The organism is Paenibacillus hemerocallicola, from assembly GCF_006265175.1.
GTDB lineage: Bacteria > Bacillota > Bacilli > Paenibacillales > NBRC-103111 > Paenibacillus_AB > Paenibacillus_AB hemerocallicola.
In genome coordinates, this window is the sequence record NZ_VDCQ01000034.1 from 22089 (window position 1) to 37020 (window position 14932).

Annotated in this window: 12 protein-coding genes and 1 pseudogene; 4 read left to right on the forward strand and 9 right to left on the reverse strand. The window is 41.1% G+C overall.

Annotated elements, in window-relative coordinates; translation table 11 throughout:
• The first annotated feature begins 85 nt into the window (after positions 1–85).
• Positions 86–379, forward strand: a complete 294-nt coding sequence (locus FE784_RS22225; protein WP_139604431.1) for a hypothetical protein — start codon at positions 86–88, stop codon at positions 377–379.
• Positions 380–624: 245 nt separating this feature from the next.
• Here the strand turns inward: FE784_RS22225 and FE784_RS22230 are convergent, their stop codons facing one another.
• From FE784_RS22230 to FE784_RS22235, 3 genes are all read right to left on the reverse strand, one after another.
• Positions 625–825, reverse strand: coding sequence for a hypothetical protein (locus FE784_RS22230; protein WP_139604432.1), 201 nt, complete (start codon positions 823–825; stop codon positions 625–627).
• Between the two features lie 62 nt (positions 826–887).
• The gene (locus tag FE784_RS41600) at positions 888–1142 is read right to left on the reverse strand and encodes a hypothetical protein (protein ID WP_218103796.1); all 255 of its coding nucleotides are present in this window, start codon (positions 1140–1142) and stop codon (positions 888–890) included.
• 22 nt (positions 1143–1164) lie between these two features.
• A complete protein-coding gene (locus FE784_RS22235) occupies positions 1165–1353 on the reverse strand; it encodes a helix-turn-helix transcriptional regulator (RefSeq protein ID WP_139604433.1) in 189 nt (62 codons plus the stop codon).
• Between the two features lie 148 nt (positions 1354–1501).
• Between FE784_RS22235 and FE784_RS22240 the strand changes: the two are divergent.
• A pseudogene (locus FE784_RS22240) lies at positions 1502–1699 on the forward strand (helix-turn-helix domain-containing protein); the annotation flags it as partial.
• Positions 1700–1859: 160 nt separating this feature from the next.
• On the opposite strand, the gene FE784_RS22245 reads toward FE784_RS22240, so the two are convergent.
• Positions 1860–2069 carry a helix-turn-helix transcriptional regulator gene (locus FE784_RS22245; protein ID WP_139604435.1) on the reverse strand — a complete coding sequence of 70 codons (210 nt, stop codon included), beginning with the start codon at positions 2067–2069 and terminating at the stop codon, positions 1860–1862.
• Positions 2070–2267: 198 nt separating this feature from the next.
• Here FE784_RS22245 and FE784_RS22250 point away from each other — a divergent pair, with 198 nt between their 5' ends.
• Together FE784_RS22250 and FE784_RS22255 are read left to right on the forward strand one after the other, a co-directional pair.
• Positions 2268–2603, forward strand: a complete 336-nt coding sequence (locus FE784_RS22250) for a helix-turn-helix domain-containing protein (RefSeq protein ID WP_139604436.1) — start codon at positions 2268–2270, stop codon at positions 2601–2603.
• 275 nt (positions 2604–2878) lie between these two features.
• A complete protein-coding gene (locus FE784_RS22255) occupies positions 2879–3121 on the forward strand; it encodes a helix-turn-helix domain-containing protein (protein ID WP_139604437.1) in 243 nt (80 codons plus the stop codon).
• A gap of 289 nt (positions 3122–3410) precedes the next feature.
• Here the strand turns inward: FE784_RS22255 and FE784_RS22260 are convergent, their stop codons facing one another.
• The 5 genes from FE784_RS22260 to FE784_RS22280 all read right to left on the reverse strand — a co-directional run bounded on the left by FE784_RS22260 (position 3411) and on the right by FE784_RS22280 (position 14502).
• On the reverse strand, positions 3411–5087 hold the full coding sequence (locus tag FE784_RS22260; RefSeq protein ID WP_139604438.1) for a DNA adenine methylase: 1677 nt from the start codon (positions 5085–5087) through the stop codon (positions 3411–3413).
• Positions 5088–5200: 113 nt separating this feature from the next.
• A complete protein-coding gene (locus tag FE784_RS22265; protein ID WP_139604439.1) occupies positions 5201–7132 on the reverse strand; it encodes a hypothetical protein in 1932 nt (643 codons plus the stop codon).
• Between the two features lie 3 nt (positions 7133–7135).
• Positions 7136–9694 (reverse strand): ATP-binding protein, encoded by a 2559-nt coding sequence (locus FE784_RS22270; protein ID WP_139604440.1) that lies wholly within the window; start codon positions 9692–9694, stop codon positions 7136–7138.
• Between the two features lie 298 nt (positions 9695–9992).
• Positions 9993–12305, reverse strand: coding sequence for a restriction endonuclease-like protein (locus FE784_RS22275; protein WP_139604441.1), 2313 nt, complete (start codon positions 12303–12305; stop codon positions 9993–9995).
• On the reverse strand, positions 12277–14502 hold the full coding sequence (locus FE784_RS22280; RefSeq protein WP_139604442.1) for an MrcB family domain-containing protein: 2226 nt from the start codon (positions 14500–14502) through the stop codon (positions 12277–12279). Before FE784_RS22280 ends, FE784_RS22275 begins: the two co-directional genes overlap by 29 nt.
• Between the last annotated feature and the right edge of the window lie 430 nt (positions 14503–14932).

Here is a 14932-nt window from a genome sequence, read left to right on the forward strand (position 1 = left end):
ATGATTGACTTTGCCCGTAACGAGCCTACCGTCACCAAAATATTCGACCTGTCATTTCCTTATCCCGAAGGAGATCGATGCAACCATGAAACAAACGAGTCACTTAATGCTTGGTTTCGCTAGAGCGCTATTGATCTTGATTATCGGGATGTACTTATTTTGGAAAATTGAAGAGTATTCACTAGGAGTGGATAAAGCCCAACAATTTGTAGGGGTCCTCGCTATCGCAAATTTCTTGATACTCTTTATCCTCTACAGAAACGTATTTCAGTTTAAAGGATGGAAAGCACTACGAGGCCACAGAAAGCTGCCAAAAAAATTAAGTGCGGCTCTTCTTGGAATCGCTCTTCTAATTTTGGTTTTCGTCGCATTTCAATAATTACGTAAAAACCGAATGAGCTGGATTATACCCGGCTTACTCGGTTTTGTTACGCCTTCTATTAAAGACCGGTGTAAAACTCCCCTCTGGCTCTGGAAGATACTGCGTTCATATTCTCACCATATTCAAACGTAGATCTGCCTAAAGATGAAATCAAATACGAAAGGGTGACAGAGGATACCCGCTAATATATTTTCGGACGCTACGGTCTTACTCTCGTCCCGCTTTGAGTTGTTCAGATTCTTCTATCCTCTTCCGCCCTTCGCCTCCATCTTGTCCCGTATGCGTCGAAATTCTTCGAGCTGACGAGGGGTATAACGGTGCTCTTCGATAAGCCCCAGCCGGATCTTGCGGCGGAACCGTATTTCCAGAATCGTGCACAGCGTGAAATTGACGGCCACCAACACAACCACCACAGCCAGCGGCACATCTGTGGGGATTAGCATCCAAGCGGCCCCTCTCTTATGAAAAAATAGTTAAACTCTCGAAGCTTAATGGAGTGAAATATTTATTGAGTAACAGTTGGAGGATGAGACGGAGACGATCGTAAGCCCGCCGTATCTGATTCTGGGGTTAGATACGCTAAGGAGATCGTAACAAAGCAGCGTTCCTCTTCCACTGTCAATTCCTTCGCCCCTACTCGGTAGGACGCCCCTTCCAGCGATACCGAATCGACGACTTCCAGAGCAAACAGCAGCTTGTTGATATGCTGTACGCTCGTTTCCCGGATCGTGTGGTCCGGGAGGATCCAGGTTATGTTCATAGCAGCCCCCTCGATGCTCTTGTTATTCTTGAAAAAACACTTCGTCTATCGTCATTCCATAGTAATCGGCTATACGTTTCGCCAAAGCCAAGGACGGGTTCCTCGCTCCCCTCTCGATAGCCCCCAGCATTTGTCTCGTCGTACCCAGCTCTGCAGCAACCTCCGCTTGCGTCTTATCCCTTCGAAGTAAAATGAGTTTCGTTCGCTCCATATTCTCACCTTCTAAGGAAACGTTTTGTGTCTATTTACCCATATTTTACCGAAACAAACTGTGTCCGTCAACCAAAATGGAAACTTATTGTGTCCAAGGTAGTCTGGAAACTAATTGTTTCCTATAATAACAAACAGGGGGTGATCTCTTGTTTGGAGAAAGATTAGCGGCTCTAAGAAACGAAAAAGGTTTGAGCCAATACGATCTGGCCGAAAAGCTCGACTTCTCTCGCGGACAAATAGGCAATTACGAGCAAGGGACAAGAGAGCCCGATTTTGCCACGTTAATTAAAATTGCAGACTTCTTTCAGGTGAGTACGGACTATTTGCTTGGGAGAAGTGAGGATAGATCTTTCAAAGGAACCGGACATTCCGATCCTACCTGACGGATTGACGAAAGCTAGAATAAACCCACCCGATATGGAGACGGGAATGTATACCGTTCTCCACCGTCATATCCACTTCATAGGGAACTACTCCATCCGCCATATGTTAATGCGAGCAACTTCAGGAAGTATGAACATCACTCGCAGGAAACAGCTGCTCGACCTCCTGCCCGACAATCTTGGCAATATGCAAAGCAACCGGCAAAGGCGGTCGGTTCCTCCCCGTCTCGATCATCGAATACCCGCTTTTCGACTGATACCCTAACAATTTCGCCATTTCATCCTGCGTCAATCCTTTGGCTCGTCGGGCTTTGCGAAGGCGATCGTTCATGCACATTCCCCTTTCATCAAAATTCACGAAACATGAATATTAAATTCATTATAAGCCCAAAATAACCAAAATTCAACAAATAAATTCACGATTAATGAATATTTGATAAGGATAATTTAACAAAGTTCATTTTCCGTGTACAATTTTATTTATGAAGAACGTTAAACCGCCAACCTTCTATTAAAGGACGGATTTCTATTGATCGGAAAACAATTGCGCCAGCTACGAAAAGAACGCAAAATGATTCAAGAACAGCTCGCGGCTATCTTGAATATGGCAAAGTCTACCGTATCTCAGTACGAAAACAATATTAATGAGCCTGATCTGACAACGCTAGTCAAGCTTGCAGATATTTTCGAGGTTAGTACGGATTATCTGCTTGGTCGAAGTACTGTCAGAAGAATAGAGGCTGTAGAAGTCGTAAAACCTAAAAATGTAGCCTACCTGGGCGAGTCGATTGAAAAATTAAGCGATAACGAGGCTGAGTATCTCAGGGAGAGTCTGGGTGTTTATCGGAAGGTTCGGGATAAGTAGGTTATATCGTTCGTGCACAACTCCTTTTAGTTAGTGCTGCAAGCTGCAAGCCGCCTTTCGACCAAAAGGAATTTATTGATGGACTAAGTGATATACTCACATACAAAGATGCCGTGAGGGAATCTGCTTGATAGATAGCCTCATAATTCATTGAGTCCATTATCTATATGGTCATTTTAACACAAGTCCCAACAAATAGAAATATTTTTGTAGAGTATACTCCGTTGAATGCATCGTTTTTCGAACGGGATAATGGTCTAAAAAGAGGTATACTCTTGAAAATCGAGATCGTATTTGGAAAGGTCCTAAAATCGCTCCGGGCAGAACACGGGGTGAGTCAAGAAGAATTAGCGTACCGGGCAAATTTAGATAGAACTTATATTTCAATGCTTGAAAGAGGGATTCATCAACCTACCTTGGGTTCACTGGTTGCTGTATCTGATGCTCTGAATATAAGACCATCTGAACTTTTGAAAATATTTGAAGCTGAACTTGAGAAGATAAACAATTCTGAGTAGCCCATTTTTACAGCATGAAATTGACGAATCTTCTATTATATTTGGGTAATACTGTGAATTTTATTTGTCACGCTATCCGCTTCGCTAAAGCAAAAGAAGGGCTTCTCGCCCCTCTATAGCCCCTAACACTTAATTTGTTGTTTCAAGCGTGAATCGCTGAAAGCTTGAATTATCAGCGATTCTTTGTGATTCTGAAATTGGTTAAAGTTAAGGAGAGGTGTTCAAACTGGGCATAAACCGCAAAATCTTAGTTATAGGAATTTTCCCAAAATAGCTATTAACTAAAGCTTTATTTTTTTTGAACGACGAGAATATGTTCTTGCATCATAGTTTTAATCTCTTCATTTCGTGTTACTGTAGAATTAATATGGTGTGGCATTCTTTTAAAGGAATATTGCCTCTGCATACTTCTAACTTTTGTGTAATTCAAAGATTCAAACCATTCCCAAAGTATACCTTCCAAGTCAATCGTGACTTTACCAAGCACAGTCCTATGTCCTACTATCCAAGCCTGAATTCCATGTTTATTGATAACATTGTCTGTTTGTTCTACTACTTCATATAGATCATAAAAAAAATGCAAAATCGCACTTCTTCGCCTTGGAAGAGACAATATCTTTCGATTAATCGTTTGTTTCACATACGGTAATTTCTCTTTAAGTTCTTTGAATCGTAATCTCCTTACTTCGTCATTACCCAGCAATAGTTCATCAAAGTATCTATCTGATTGTTTTATAGCTAAATCTTTGACCTCATCTCTAGTGAGCTCACCTTTATTATTTATTTTTCTATATTCATCAAGTCTGACTCTTTCTTTTATTAGTTTGTATAAAACTTCATTTGAGTCCTTTATAAATTGCAGGTATTGGGTGTCATTCTCTGACAGATTCATAATACTAGTCAAATCGTTCTTCAGTTTAATAAGTACATCATTATCATTTTCAATTACAGAGTCAATATTTGATAACAGTGCTTTTAGTGTATGTGATTTTTCTATAATATCAGGGGAAACTGAGGAGTACGATCTTCTACCTCCAAGTAGCAATTCGTCACAATTATCTTCTAAAACACTGATGCCAAGATATCTTTTTAATAAGTCTGACATCCATTGAAGAGAAAGTTTTGAAAACTGCCCATATGCAACAGTACTGCTTGAATCTCCATAAGGTGGAGACGTTAAAATTAAATCAACTTTCTGATTACCCATATAGGATAGGTCTTTCGCATTACTTAAATATATTTTTGAAATAGTTTCCTTTTTGTAGGCCTTGTTAGCGATTTGAAGCATCTCAAGAAGGTTGCGCAATTTATCTTTAAAGACTTCATAAGAATTAACATTAAACTTTTTTATATCTGCTGGTGATAGTCTATACAATTTAAACTCTCCATTCCTAGTTAGAGAGCTTGATCTAATAGTTGAGCTGAAGGCAGTTAGTAAGATGGTAGCATATGTTTCTAGTTGGTTTAGTTTTCGTTCTTGCAGAAATTTATTGATCTTATATTTAATAACAGATAATTGTATTTTATTCTCTTCTTTAAACCAGAAATCTATTTTATCAAAGTAGACTATATTTACTATGGGTTGTGTTTCCTCTGATATATTATTCATAAATAAGTTTAATTGCTTTATAACATAATTAGCATTATGAATAGTTAAGGACTTAGTTTTTGATAACAATATTGACAACGGATTTAAATCAGAACCGTAAAAATCTAGCCCTAAGTATTTGGCTTCTAAAGCTATAGTACCACTCCCAACAAAGGGATCTAATACCTTCTTAGTTCCGTACAAATCTTTTATTTTCTCCAATAAAGAGTTGACCATATTGGGCACAGCTTTAGCTGGATAAGAGTGAATGTTTCCTTCTGATGAGAAAAAAGAAGCAAAATTATTTTCTCCAGTATAGTTCAGTTCAATATCTTCCCATTTTGAACCATCTACTTCAAGCTTTGTTATCAGGTTCATCTTACTTCACCTACCTAAAGAATTGAGTTAATAATAGAACCGCGCACAAAGTGCGCGGCTCTATACATATTATACAACTTTTTGGAACGCTGAATCAATCAATATCGCTATCTCTAGAACATATGTGTAGGCAACGCTTGCCTTGATATGTAATCAGTGCTTTTTTTAATTATATCCAATGCATATATTTCATTAAGACGCGCCACCCTTCGAATATTAAATCCTTCGTCTCCAAATCTCTTTATTCCTGGGGGAAGGAGAATATTATTATATTCTTGTGACGCGTTGAGATCTCTAATGATATCATCTTTGGACTGATTCAATTCTACTTCCAATATACTTAGTGAACTTTCTTGATCAACTTTTGACTTCTGTAGGATTGATAATATGCTTCCGATAGTTTCCTCAAATTTAGTAGGCTTACTATTTTCTTCGATAAAATCATATATTGTTTTATTGTAATAGTCCCATGAGATTGATGGCATATTTTTTGCTCTTGAAACGTTAGTTTTTGAAATTAATGAAATTCCTTCCTTATCGAGAGAACATAAGTCTAATATTCTAAAATCAATTTGAACCATATTCTTGATATCGAATGAGACCATTCCAACTTTTTCCCCAACTTTAAGGAAATGCACTTTAAGCTTGTTAGGTGGATATGAATTCACTTCCTTCTTGTAACTCTGAGTATCATACTGGAAAAGTGTTCCTTTAATTAGGGTAGCATAACTAACTCCACGAGAAACATTATGGTTATTTTTCCTAATTATTGAATCACACGGCTGAGTAATCAACAAATAAATGTCATTTGTAGTTGACCACTTAGGTTTGCTGGTATAGACTGTTCTAACAAATAAATCTCCAGTGTAAATAGGATAGGAGAGTAGGTTAATATTATAATCCCATTGTTCATAGGAATGAATAGATACTACCTTATCGTCTTTTTTTAAATTCAAAAATTTATTTTCTTTTGATGGCGCTGCTTCAACATCTCCTGATTGCATGGCGTTTTCTAACTCTTTATTTTTTAATCCTTCTAATAGTCTTCTACTGCTAAGCAAATTATCTACAATGTTACTATCGTTTTTGACTAATATTTCATTCATATACTGATTTACAAGAGATTCTCTAATACGAAATACAACATCATTAACATGTGAGCCTTCTAAAAATGAGATATTGAAATAATCATCATAGTCTTCTGGATCTATCAGTCTCAATTTTCTATCAGCTAGATCTATAGCTTTCGTATAGATTGATTTATAAATCCCCGTAATATTTTGTATGGAAAAACCTTGTAATACATTTTTAATAGCCACCATCAGTTCGAGATAATTACCAGATTCTATGCTCCCTTTTTTTAGAACCCACAAGTGATTTGTCGCAATATTATCGTCATTACGATTAGTCACAAAGTCGGCTATTTGAGATCTATTTGAAATTCCACTATCATCATTAGTAATTATTAATGCCACATCATTCTTCCTGATAATCTCATTTAAAATATAAAAAATTTGTTGATTGTTCCCTTTTAAGTCTCTATCTAAAAGCCACAACGAAGCACCATCAGAAGAATCAAATATTTTTCTACTATATGTATTTACAGCAGTTACATTAATCCCCTTCTTCTGAAGCTCCATTAAAATAACAGCCAAATTTTTCAAACTCAAATCATCACTTTGAAAATCCGATTTGTTACTATAGAAGTTATTTAAAATATTAATAAGCAATGAAGAATCATTTGACGATAATTCAAAAAGTTTTTGATTATATTGATCTAATTCAAGACAATTTAGCAAATCTTCAATAATCTCAATTTGTTCAAACTTTTCTTTTTCTCTTAAATATTCATTATCTATATCAATTTTATTTGACTGGATTAAATCAAATATTAGTCTAACATCATCCTCACCTTTCTCCGAAAAAATAGTCTCAAGCGTTTTATTGGTTGGCTTCCAATCATCATCTAGACTTATTATGTTCTTAACATTCCATTGATTTAACAATGAATGTAAAATATTAACCGGCGATATCTCTTGACTCATGAGTTATTTCGGCTCCTTTTTCATCCCTGAGAAATCTATCACAAACTTAAATCTTCTCTTAAAATCATTTCTTTCCATTGCTAATCTAATATTCCCGCCTTGATTTTCTAGCAGATTATTTACAATATATAACCCTAGTCCTCTACCATCTTTTTTTAGTGTTTGAAAAGGAAAAAAAACCACATTTTCAATCGTAGGATCGATTCCTTTTCCTGAGTCCCACACTTCAACCGTATAATCACTATTTAATCTCATAATAAATTCTTTTACTTCTATTTCATTGTTTGAATAAAAAAGATGAAGCCAATGCTCAGAATTCAAATATAAATTATCAAAAATCTGCATTATTAGACCTTGATTACATTCTATGTATATATCCCCATTTTCTATGAGTTTCATTTTAATTCCAGCTTTTGCTGCTCGTTGTGACATAATCCCATCAATGTACATCATTTTTAATTCATCATTTAAATTTATCAATTGTTTGCTTCTTTTTCTTTGTCTAAAACCTGGTGCCAAGTGTCTTATTTGTCTTTCGATAGAATTGGTTTCAGCTTCAATAAGTCTTATTTCACCGTATGCTTTTTTTATTAATGCATTCACGTCTTCTTTAGCTTCTATTTTCCTTAGGCAAACAAGAAGCATACTTTGAATTTCTTGTGCTCTAAATCTCGTATTAATGTTAGCTTTATTTAACTCATGAGTTAACGCTTCGGCAATAATTCCAAGACTGGAAAGTTCAAATAATGGTTCTACTTCTTCCTTTGTAAAGTCAAATATTTTTTTTGCAACTTGTATTTCATTAGTTGCTTTATCAAGATTAGATGATACTTTATATGCTTTTTCAATTAAGTTACTAATTGAAGTCTCTGCCTTTTCAATTAATGCATTTTTCATTGGGTCCTCAAACAAGCTTTGCTGATTAGGATCGGTATTTGATCGCAGATCACTAGCTATCTTTTGAGTTTGAACAAGAATTTCTTTAAATTCACTTGATGTCTGATTTATTGTATTCTGTAAAGTTTCATGCGCAGTTTCATCGACGATTTTAGGATGTAACTTATTAAACTGAGTGGATTGACGATATGATTCCCTAGAAATTATTGTAGCTACTTCTTTGCAAATAGAAATAAAATTCTCACCATATGGATCTAATATAAATCCTTGCCGATTAGTCATTTCTTTTAGGTTACTATTATTATCTGAAGTGATCTCAATATATCCTATTGTGTTATGAACCTTCGGGCCAAAGTAAGAACCAATAGATTGAGATAATTTTGTGAAGCCAAGCCAATCGTTATCTTCATTACCATACGGCAAAACTCTAAACAAATCTCTAAAAATCTTCACTCCTACATTTTCTTTCAAGAAATCCTTTATATCCTTGGAATCCTCAAATAATTTTGAATACTGGGACAATACAGAGCTATATAGTTCTTTTACTGATGGATCATTTCCGTAGTTATATACATAAAACACGCCACTGAATTCACCAGGATTTGCATTAATTAACTTGCCCTTGTGAGCTGTTTTTCTAAGATTATACTTTAACTTATCATTTTCTTGAGTTAGGTCAATATTTTGTATTTTTTCATCAACAGGAATATGGTTTTCAATGTACTTATCAGGCAGATTCGTGCGTGACTCTTTACCTTCAAGGCTTTTATAAAATATTGGTTTAAATATAGGTGCTATTTGTAGAACAGGATATTTAAAATGAAATATGACTTTGTATAATGAAGCTTTTTCTAAGAAATCTTCATCGATATTGTTGGTACTTATCACTTCATTAGTTAGTTTACTGTTAGTTAAATTAATAGTAATACTGACATTATTATTTTTTTTAAATGGCGATATTAACTTTATTACTTCTTTTGCAAGTATTTTTTCTATCCCTTCTTGGTTCCAATAGTCAAGATTTAATAGTCCGTACATCGACAAATTTGAAAATCCAAATAAACCATCTGTTATATGTTTAGGTAAATACTTGCCATCATGAATCTCATCGACAGCTGCTTCTGAGTATACATTATTATCTAAATTCGCCTCTACTTTACCAATTAAAACTTCGTCATTAAATTTTCTCCAGTCAATTGAAAGTAGATATTCTCTTTCTTCTTTCCACGATTTTGTTTTCACATTTAAAAAATGGGCTAATCGCTGAGTAGATAGTCTACCTACACCCTTTTCTCCAAGGGGAATACGATTATACCTCGGACTTAATTCTTTTTTAGTTTTACTTAAAGTTGAAATCACAAGAAATCCATTTTGAATTTGTTCTCTATTCATACCATTTCCATTATCACGAATTCGAATAAATCCTTGTCCGAGATTAGTTCGAGTTAGTGTATCAATTTCTATGAAAATATTTTTAGCATCCGCATCATAACTGTTTTTTACAATCTCTAATAATGCTACAATCTCATTTTCTATTAATTGCTCTCCTAACTGAATAACTACTCTAGCCATAGCATTAATAGGAAGTTGTTCATGTTGCGCAAATTTTACATATAACTCCTTTTGAAATACATTCTCTTTTTCATAATCATTTGGGGATTCCATAGTTAACCTCCAAAAATTACATTTGGATTTAAGTATAGTTCTGAAGTACAGACCTAAAATAATAATATTAGTTCAGAACCATCTTTGCTCAATTCAACTAAAATTTCAAAATTAATCTTCCGTATTTTCACCTTATTATACCATGACAGTAAATTCTAATTTTCATCTAATATCCATAAATTCATAATTTAACTAGCCTATTGTACTTTTCCTTTGAATCTTTTTTTATTGCACTATTTTAACTTACATAAATACGATTTATTATTAAGATCTCATAAAATCGTAGTCAAGATTACTACTATTTTTCTGGCTGGTCTTTAACCAACCGCAACTCCCCAACCTCCCCAACCCGATCAAACAAATACTTACTCGTATACATCACCCGCTGCACGCCATTCCCACCCGGCAAAATCGGCTTCTTCCGCATTTCCCAAGCTTCCACCGAAAACACCACATACAGCTCGTCAGAAGCCCCGCGCCCGGACGGAATCTGCGTGATCTCCTTCCGCTGCACAACCCTCCACTCCGCGACTTTTCCGAAGAAGCGAATCCCTGCTTCCTCCCGCCCAAACATTTGAATCGACTGGTAGAGCGCCACATACTCAATCTGCGTTAATATTTTATGATCTGAAATATTGTTCAGCGGTGTATGGTAAAAGCGGTGCTCCAGCGTAACGTCCAACTGCTCCTTCTGGCTGAGTGCCCCGATCAGTACATTTTTGCCGGACAGCTTGTTCTTATAATATTCCTTCGTCCCCCGAGGCCTGGTCGAGCGCTCGTATGCTTTCTCCGGGCTGTCGAGGATGATTTCGTCCAGAAATTTCTCCATGAGGCTAGTCGAGTTAGGCAAGAACGGGAATGCCCCGATATTGATCTTCTCGATGCTCCGGTAGAATGGATGGTGCTGGAACTCCTCCTCATCGTGGTACGGGAAAAGGACATATGCACCAAACATGCTGCGCTCGAATTCTTTCTCCTTCTCGTCCCTGTAGACGATCGCGTCGCGGTAACGGTGCATGGTGTTGATGTCGTCTTCCTCCGGCCCCGGCTGCTTGTAATCGCGACGGTACGGTGTGCCTTCGTAGGCGGGGTTTAGCCGGTATTTGGCATCGAAGATGTATTTGTACTCGACCGTGGCATTGTTTTTCTTCAAGGTTAAAATGTTGTCCGGCCGTTGCGGCAGCGTGGGCGTCTGGTCGCCCTTCGGCAAAGCGTTGTAGTACAGGGTGAAGATTTCCCCGTTGCGCGGGTTCCGGTATACCATCTTTGCTCTCTGTGTTCGGTCCAAAGTGACGAACAGGCCGTTGCGATTGACGCGGATGATGTCTTGCTTCAGCAGCTCGTAGTTCTGGCTGAGCAGATGGTGAATCTTGAGGAAACACCAGTACTCATATAATAGGGCCAAGTCTTTCATCGACAGGCGGAACAGGTCGCTCTGGATCGAGAGACCCTTCATGAGCATCAAGTAGTACCGGTACACTTCGCGGTAGCCGACTGCCATTTGCAGGACGAGCGTGATGGACATATGGCGCATGTCGCCTACGTTTAGAAAATCGTGCTTCAGCAGGCGTTGGAGTTGGGTCTGCATCAAGTTCATTTTGCGCGTCAGCTGAGGGTCTTCCGCTCGGCCCTTCTGGGCTAACCGGATCTTCAAATCCTTCAGCTTCTGCTGAATGCGAAGCAGTACCCAGCGCACGAACCGGTTCTCGGCGGTGTCGTAATCGACATGACGCTTGGTCTCCAGCACGTGGCTTGGAGTATACCGCTGCGCTCCTACCGGGATCAGACCCTGCTTCGCATCCTCGACGAGCAGGTGCGGCCGTTTAGCCAAAAACGGGACGTTCTCCTTTCCCGCCTTGCGTACCCGTGCCGCTTCTACGGGCCGATTCTCCACCTGGAGCTTGGAGTGGGGCGCTTGCCGGATGCGCTCGACCGCTTGGACGAGCCGGCTGAATACGTGCTGGAGGATGGTGAAGAACTCGGTCAAGCTTTGGTGCCGGGTGTCCCGGAGCCCGGTCAGCTGGTACGTTTTGCGCAGGAAATCGAAGGACAGGTTGTAGATCTGCTCGTTGACGTCGTTAAGGATCATCTGGTAGTCGCGCTTGTAGTCCATCTTCGACGGGAAAATTTCCAGCTGCAGCCGAAAGGCGGCTTCCCCATTGCAGCGAAGCTCCAGCTCGGTAAACCCGACTTCGTTCTGGAAGTTGACGATGCCGGATAGGATCATACTGCCTAACGGCTTGATCGCTTGGCGAATGTACGCATTGTCGTGGTGGAAGCCGAGCGCAAGCTCCTGCTGCTTCTTCTCGATCACGACCTCATACGACTGCGTCTCGTAAAAGATCGGATACGTCCGGTCCCCCGCGACCCAAGGCACCAGCTCCCTCCGCTCCGAGCAGAACATCGCGATCGACTCGACCGTAAGCGACGCCGCAAGTGCGGAAACCTGAACGTGCGCCTCCACCCACTCCTCGTCCCGCTCCCGGTGCAGCTGCAACGTCTCCACGGTCGGGTGGAACGGCTTGCCCTGGATATACAAGTTAAACCAATTCGTCTCGATCCGGAGCAGCTCGGTCTGCGTATTAGGAAAGCCAGTATGAGGTGAAGCCATCTTCTTCCAACCTCCGCAGCATGAAGGCGATTTTGGTTGCGCTTTGCGGGTATTTCGCGTCCGCTCGGAGCGAGCTGTCTCCGTATAGGTCGGAGGCGTCCTCCATTAGCTCTTGGATGGCTAGCCTGCGTCCGAGCGCTACTTCCATCAGCTTGAGCAGCGCTTTTTTGACGGAAGAGCTGCTTCCTTGGACTCGGGGCAATAGCTTCTGCAGGAGCTGGAGATCGAAAGCCGCATCCGGGTCAAGCAATTGGAACCGTTCATTGTAGAGCATATAGAAGCAGACCGCATCGCGAATCCGAAAGCCGACATGAGAGTGAATATCCTCTAAAATACCATTGATCTGGACCAGCTTGCCGGTCGTCTCCTCGACCAGTTGCCGGTTATCCGGGAAAATATCGGCGAGCTGTAAGTAGTCCGAGCGCATGAAAAGGTTGCTAGCTTGTACGGCGGTCGGTTCGCCGCCTGCCTCCGGAGCTTCCGGGAATTGGGCTAAGTTAATGTAGTTAAATTCGATCGTGTTCGCACGATCCAGCACCTTTTTGCTGAAAGGATGGGTCGTCTCGTCCATATTGACCGTACCGATCAGGTACACATTGTCCGGAAGCTGCAAATCTCCGTACGCGTCCCGGTCCGACTCGCTTGCCAATGATTCGCGATGGATGAGCGGCGCGGTAACGATGTATCCGTCCTGCCATTCCTGCGACTCCAGCACACTGAGCAGATCGCTGAAATAATGCTCGACGCGGGCAAGGTTCATTTCGTCCAGGCAGATGAAGTACGGCTTGTTCCGATTCGTCGGATCGGCGGCCTCTACGAGCACCTCGGTCAGCTTCCCCGGCCGGAACGTACCGGACAAGTCCTTGTAGCCAAGCAGATCGGACGGATCGCTCCAATCCGGGCGGACCGGAATTAATGTAAATTGACGATTACGGCTCGTAGCGCCGAGCGCTTCGGCGAACAGCTTGATCAGCTTCGTTTTCCCGGTACCCGATACGCCGGCGAGGATGACGAACGGCTTTGTTTTCAAGCATAGATAGAAGTTCTCGATCAGGTGGTCGGGATAATGAAAGCCTTTATGCCGAATATAGGCTTGGATCGCTTGGATTTGCTCGGGTATGGATATTGGGTCCACTTCGGGTTGCTCCTCGACGGGAATCAGGTTCGGGTCCGGCTCCGGTTCGGTATTCGGCGCGCTGGTAGACAGCTCTACATATTGCTTGTAGTTGTCGACCACATTGCGGAGATCGGTGAGCAGTTGTTCGTCACTCGGCAGGCTGTCGCGATCATAGCGGTAGTAGGCCACGGTTGAAGCTTGGTAGTCCTGGCCTAGACCGGAAGCGGTCAGCTTAATGTCCTGGTCCTTGCGCATGCCGGTGAGCGGCACTAGCGAATGGATGTGGTCGGCTTTATGGCGAAGGTACTTGTACGCTTCGACTTTTCCTTTTTCTTTGAGCGGGACCGTGACGCCTTGGGCTAAAGTTAGGTAGACGGCGCTCATGTCATGCGCGAACAAATAGACGATATACTCCCCTTGCTGGGTCGTCTCGGTAATGCGCCGGTCCATGATAGCAATCCATGGTATGGTCGCCCAGTTCCCCTGTCCCACAGAGCCTTGTATACGCATCTGCCGATCGATGAATGGCAGTCGATGCAGCTCCTGCGGAATCGTATTGCGCACCAGTGTGCCAAGCGCATGTCCGGTAAAAGGATGCCGCTTCGCGTCCACATACTGGGACATCACTTGCAGCAAATGCTCCCTCAGCGACACGGTGCTGACTGGCTGTTGGTTGTTGTAATAGGCGTCCAGCTCATGCATGGCGTGTTCCTGCAACTCCAGTGCTATCGCCTCCGACCATTCGGCGCGTAGCTCGTCGGTAAAGCGCAGCGTTTGCTTACTGGAATCGAGGAGCAGGACGTCCTTTAGAGCTTTTATCGGAGTCTGGATCAGGCCGTTGATCTGAAAGCCCTGCACTTGGCCCCAATGCCGCCCCACGCTTTCCGGAGGCGCATCGACCGGCAGCCCTTGCTTCTCACGGGCTTGCAGCTGCTGCAAGAAACGTGCCCGCACCAGCGTTACGGGCACCTCCTGCTTCTTCAGCTCCTCCATCATCTCGAGTACCGCCAGGATGAGGACCATCTTGTATGATCTTTGTTTATGGGCGAATACATTCGTGAAAGGTGCAGGCAGCGTCATGAGGATCACCTAGGTAGTTGGAATCAGAAATCAGGACTTTCGACGTATTACCACTTGATTCGACGTTTTCCAGTCGATTCCTTCTTTGGGAGGGGATTTTGGGGAATTGTGCTGAGGATATTGCAATTCAAAATGGTCTTTACAAGACTAATTAATTACAAAATTTCCATTATCGTGTTTTACAGGACATGGAAAATAATCTATATTTAATCTACTCGTTATCTAATCTAGAGGATGGAATCGTTTGAATAGCTGGCCGGCTTTCAATACATAACAATGAAAAGGAGATTCATAAGGAAAACGGCCATGGATGGGATTTTAGCGATATTATGCCATTAAGCGATGATTACGTGAAAAATAACAAATGGGAATATCGACAAAAACTATTAAATGGAGATAAGCAAGCATTGTTAACCGGCTTTGTTATAAC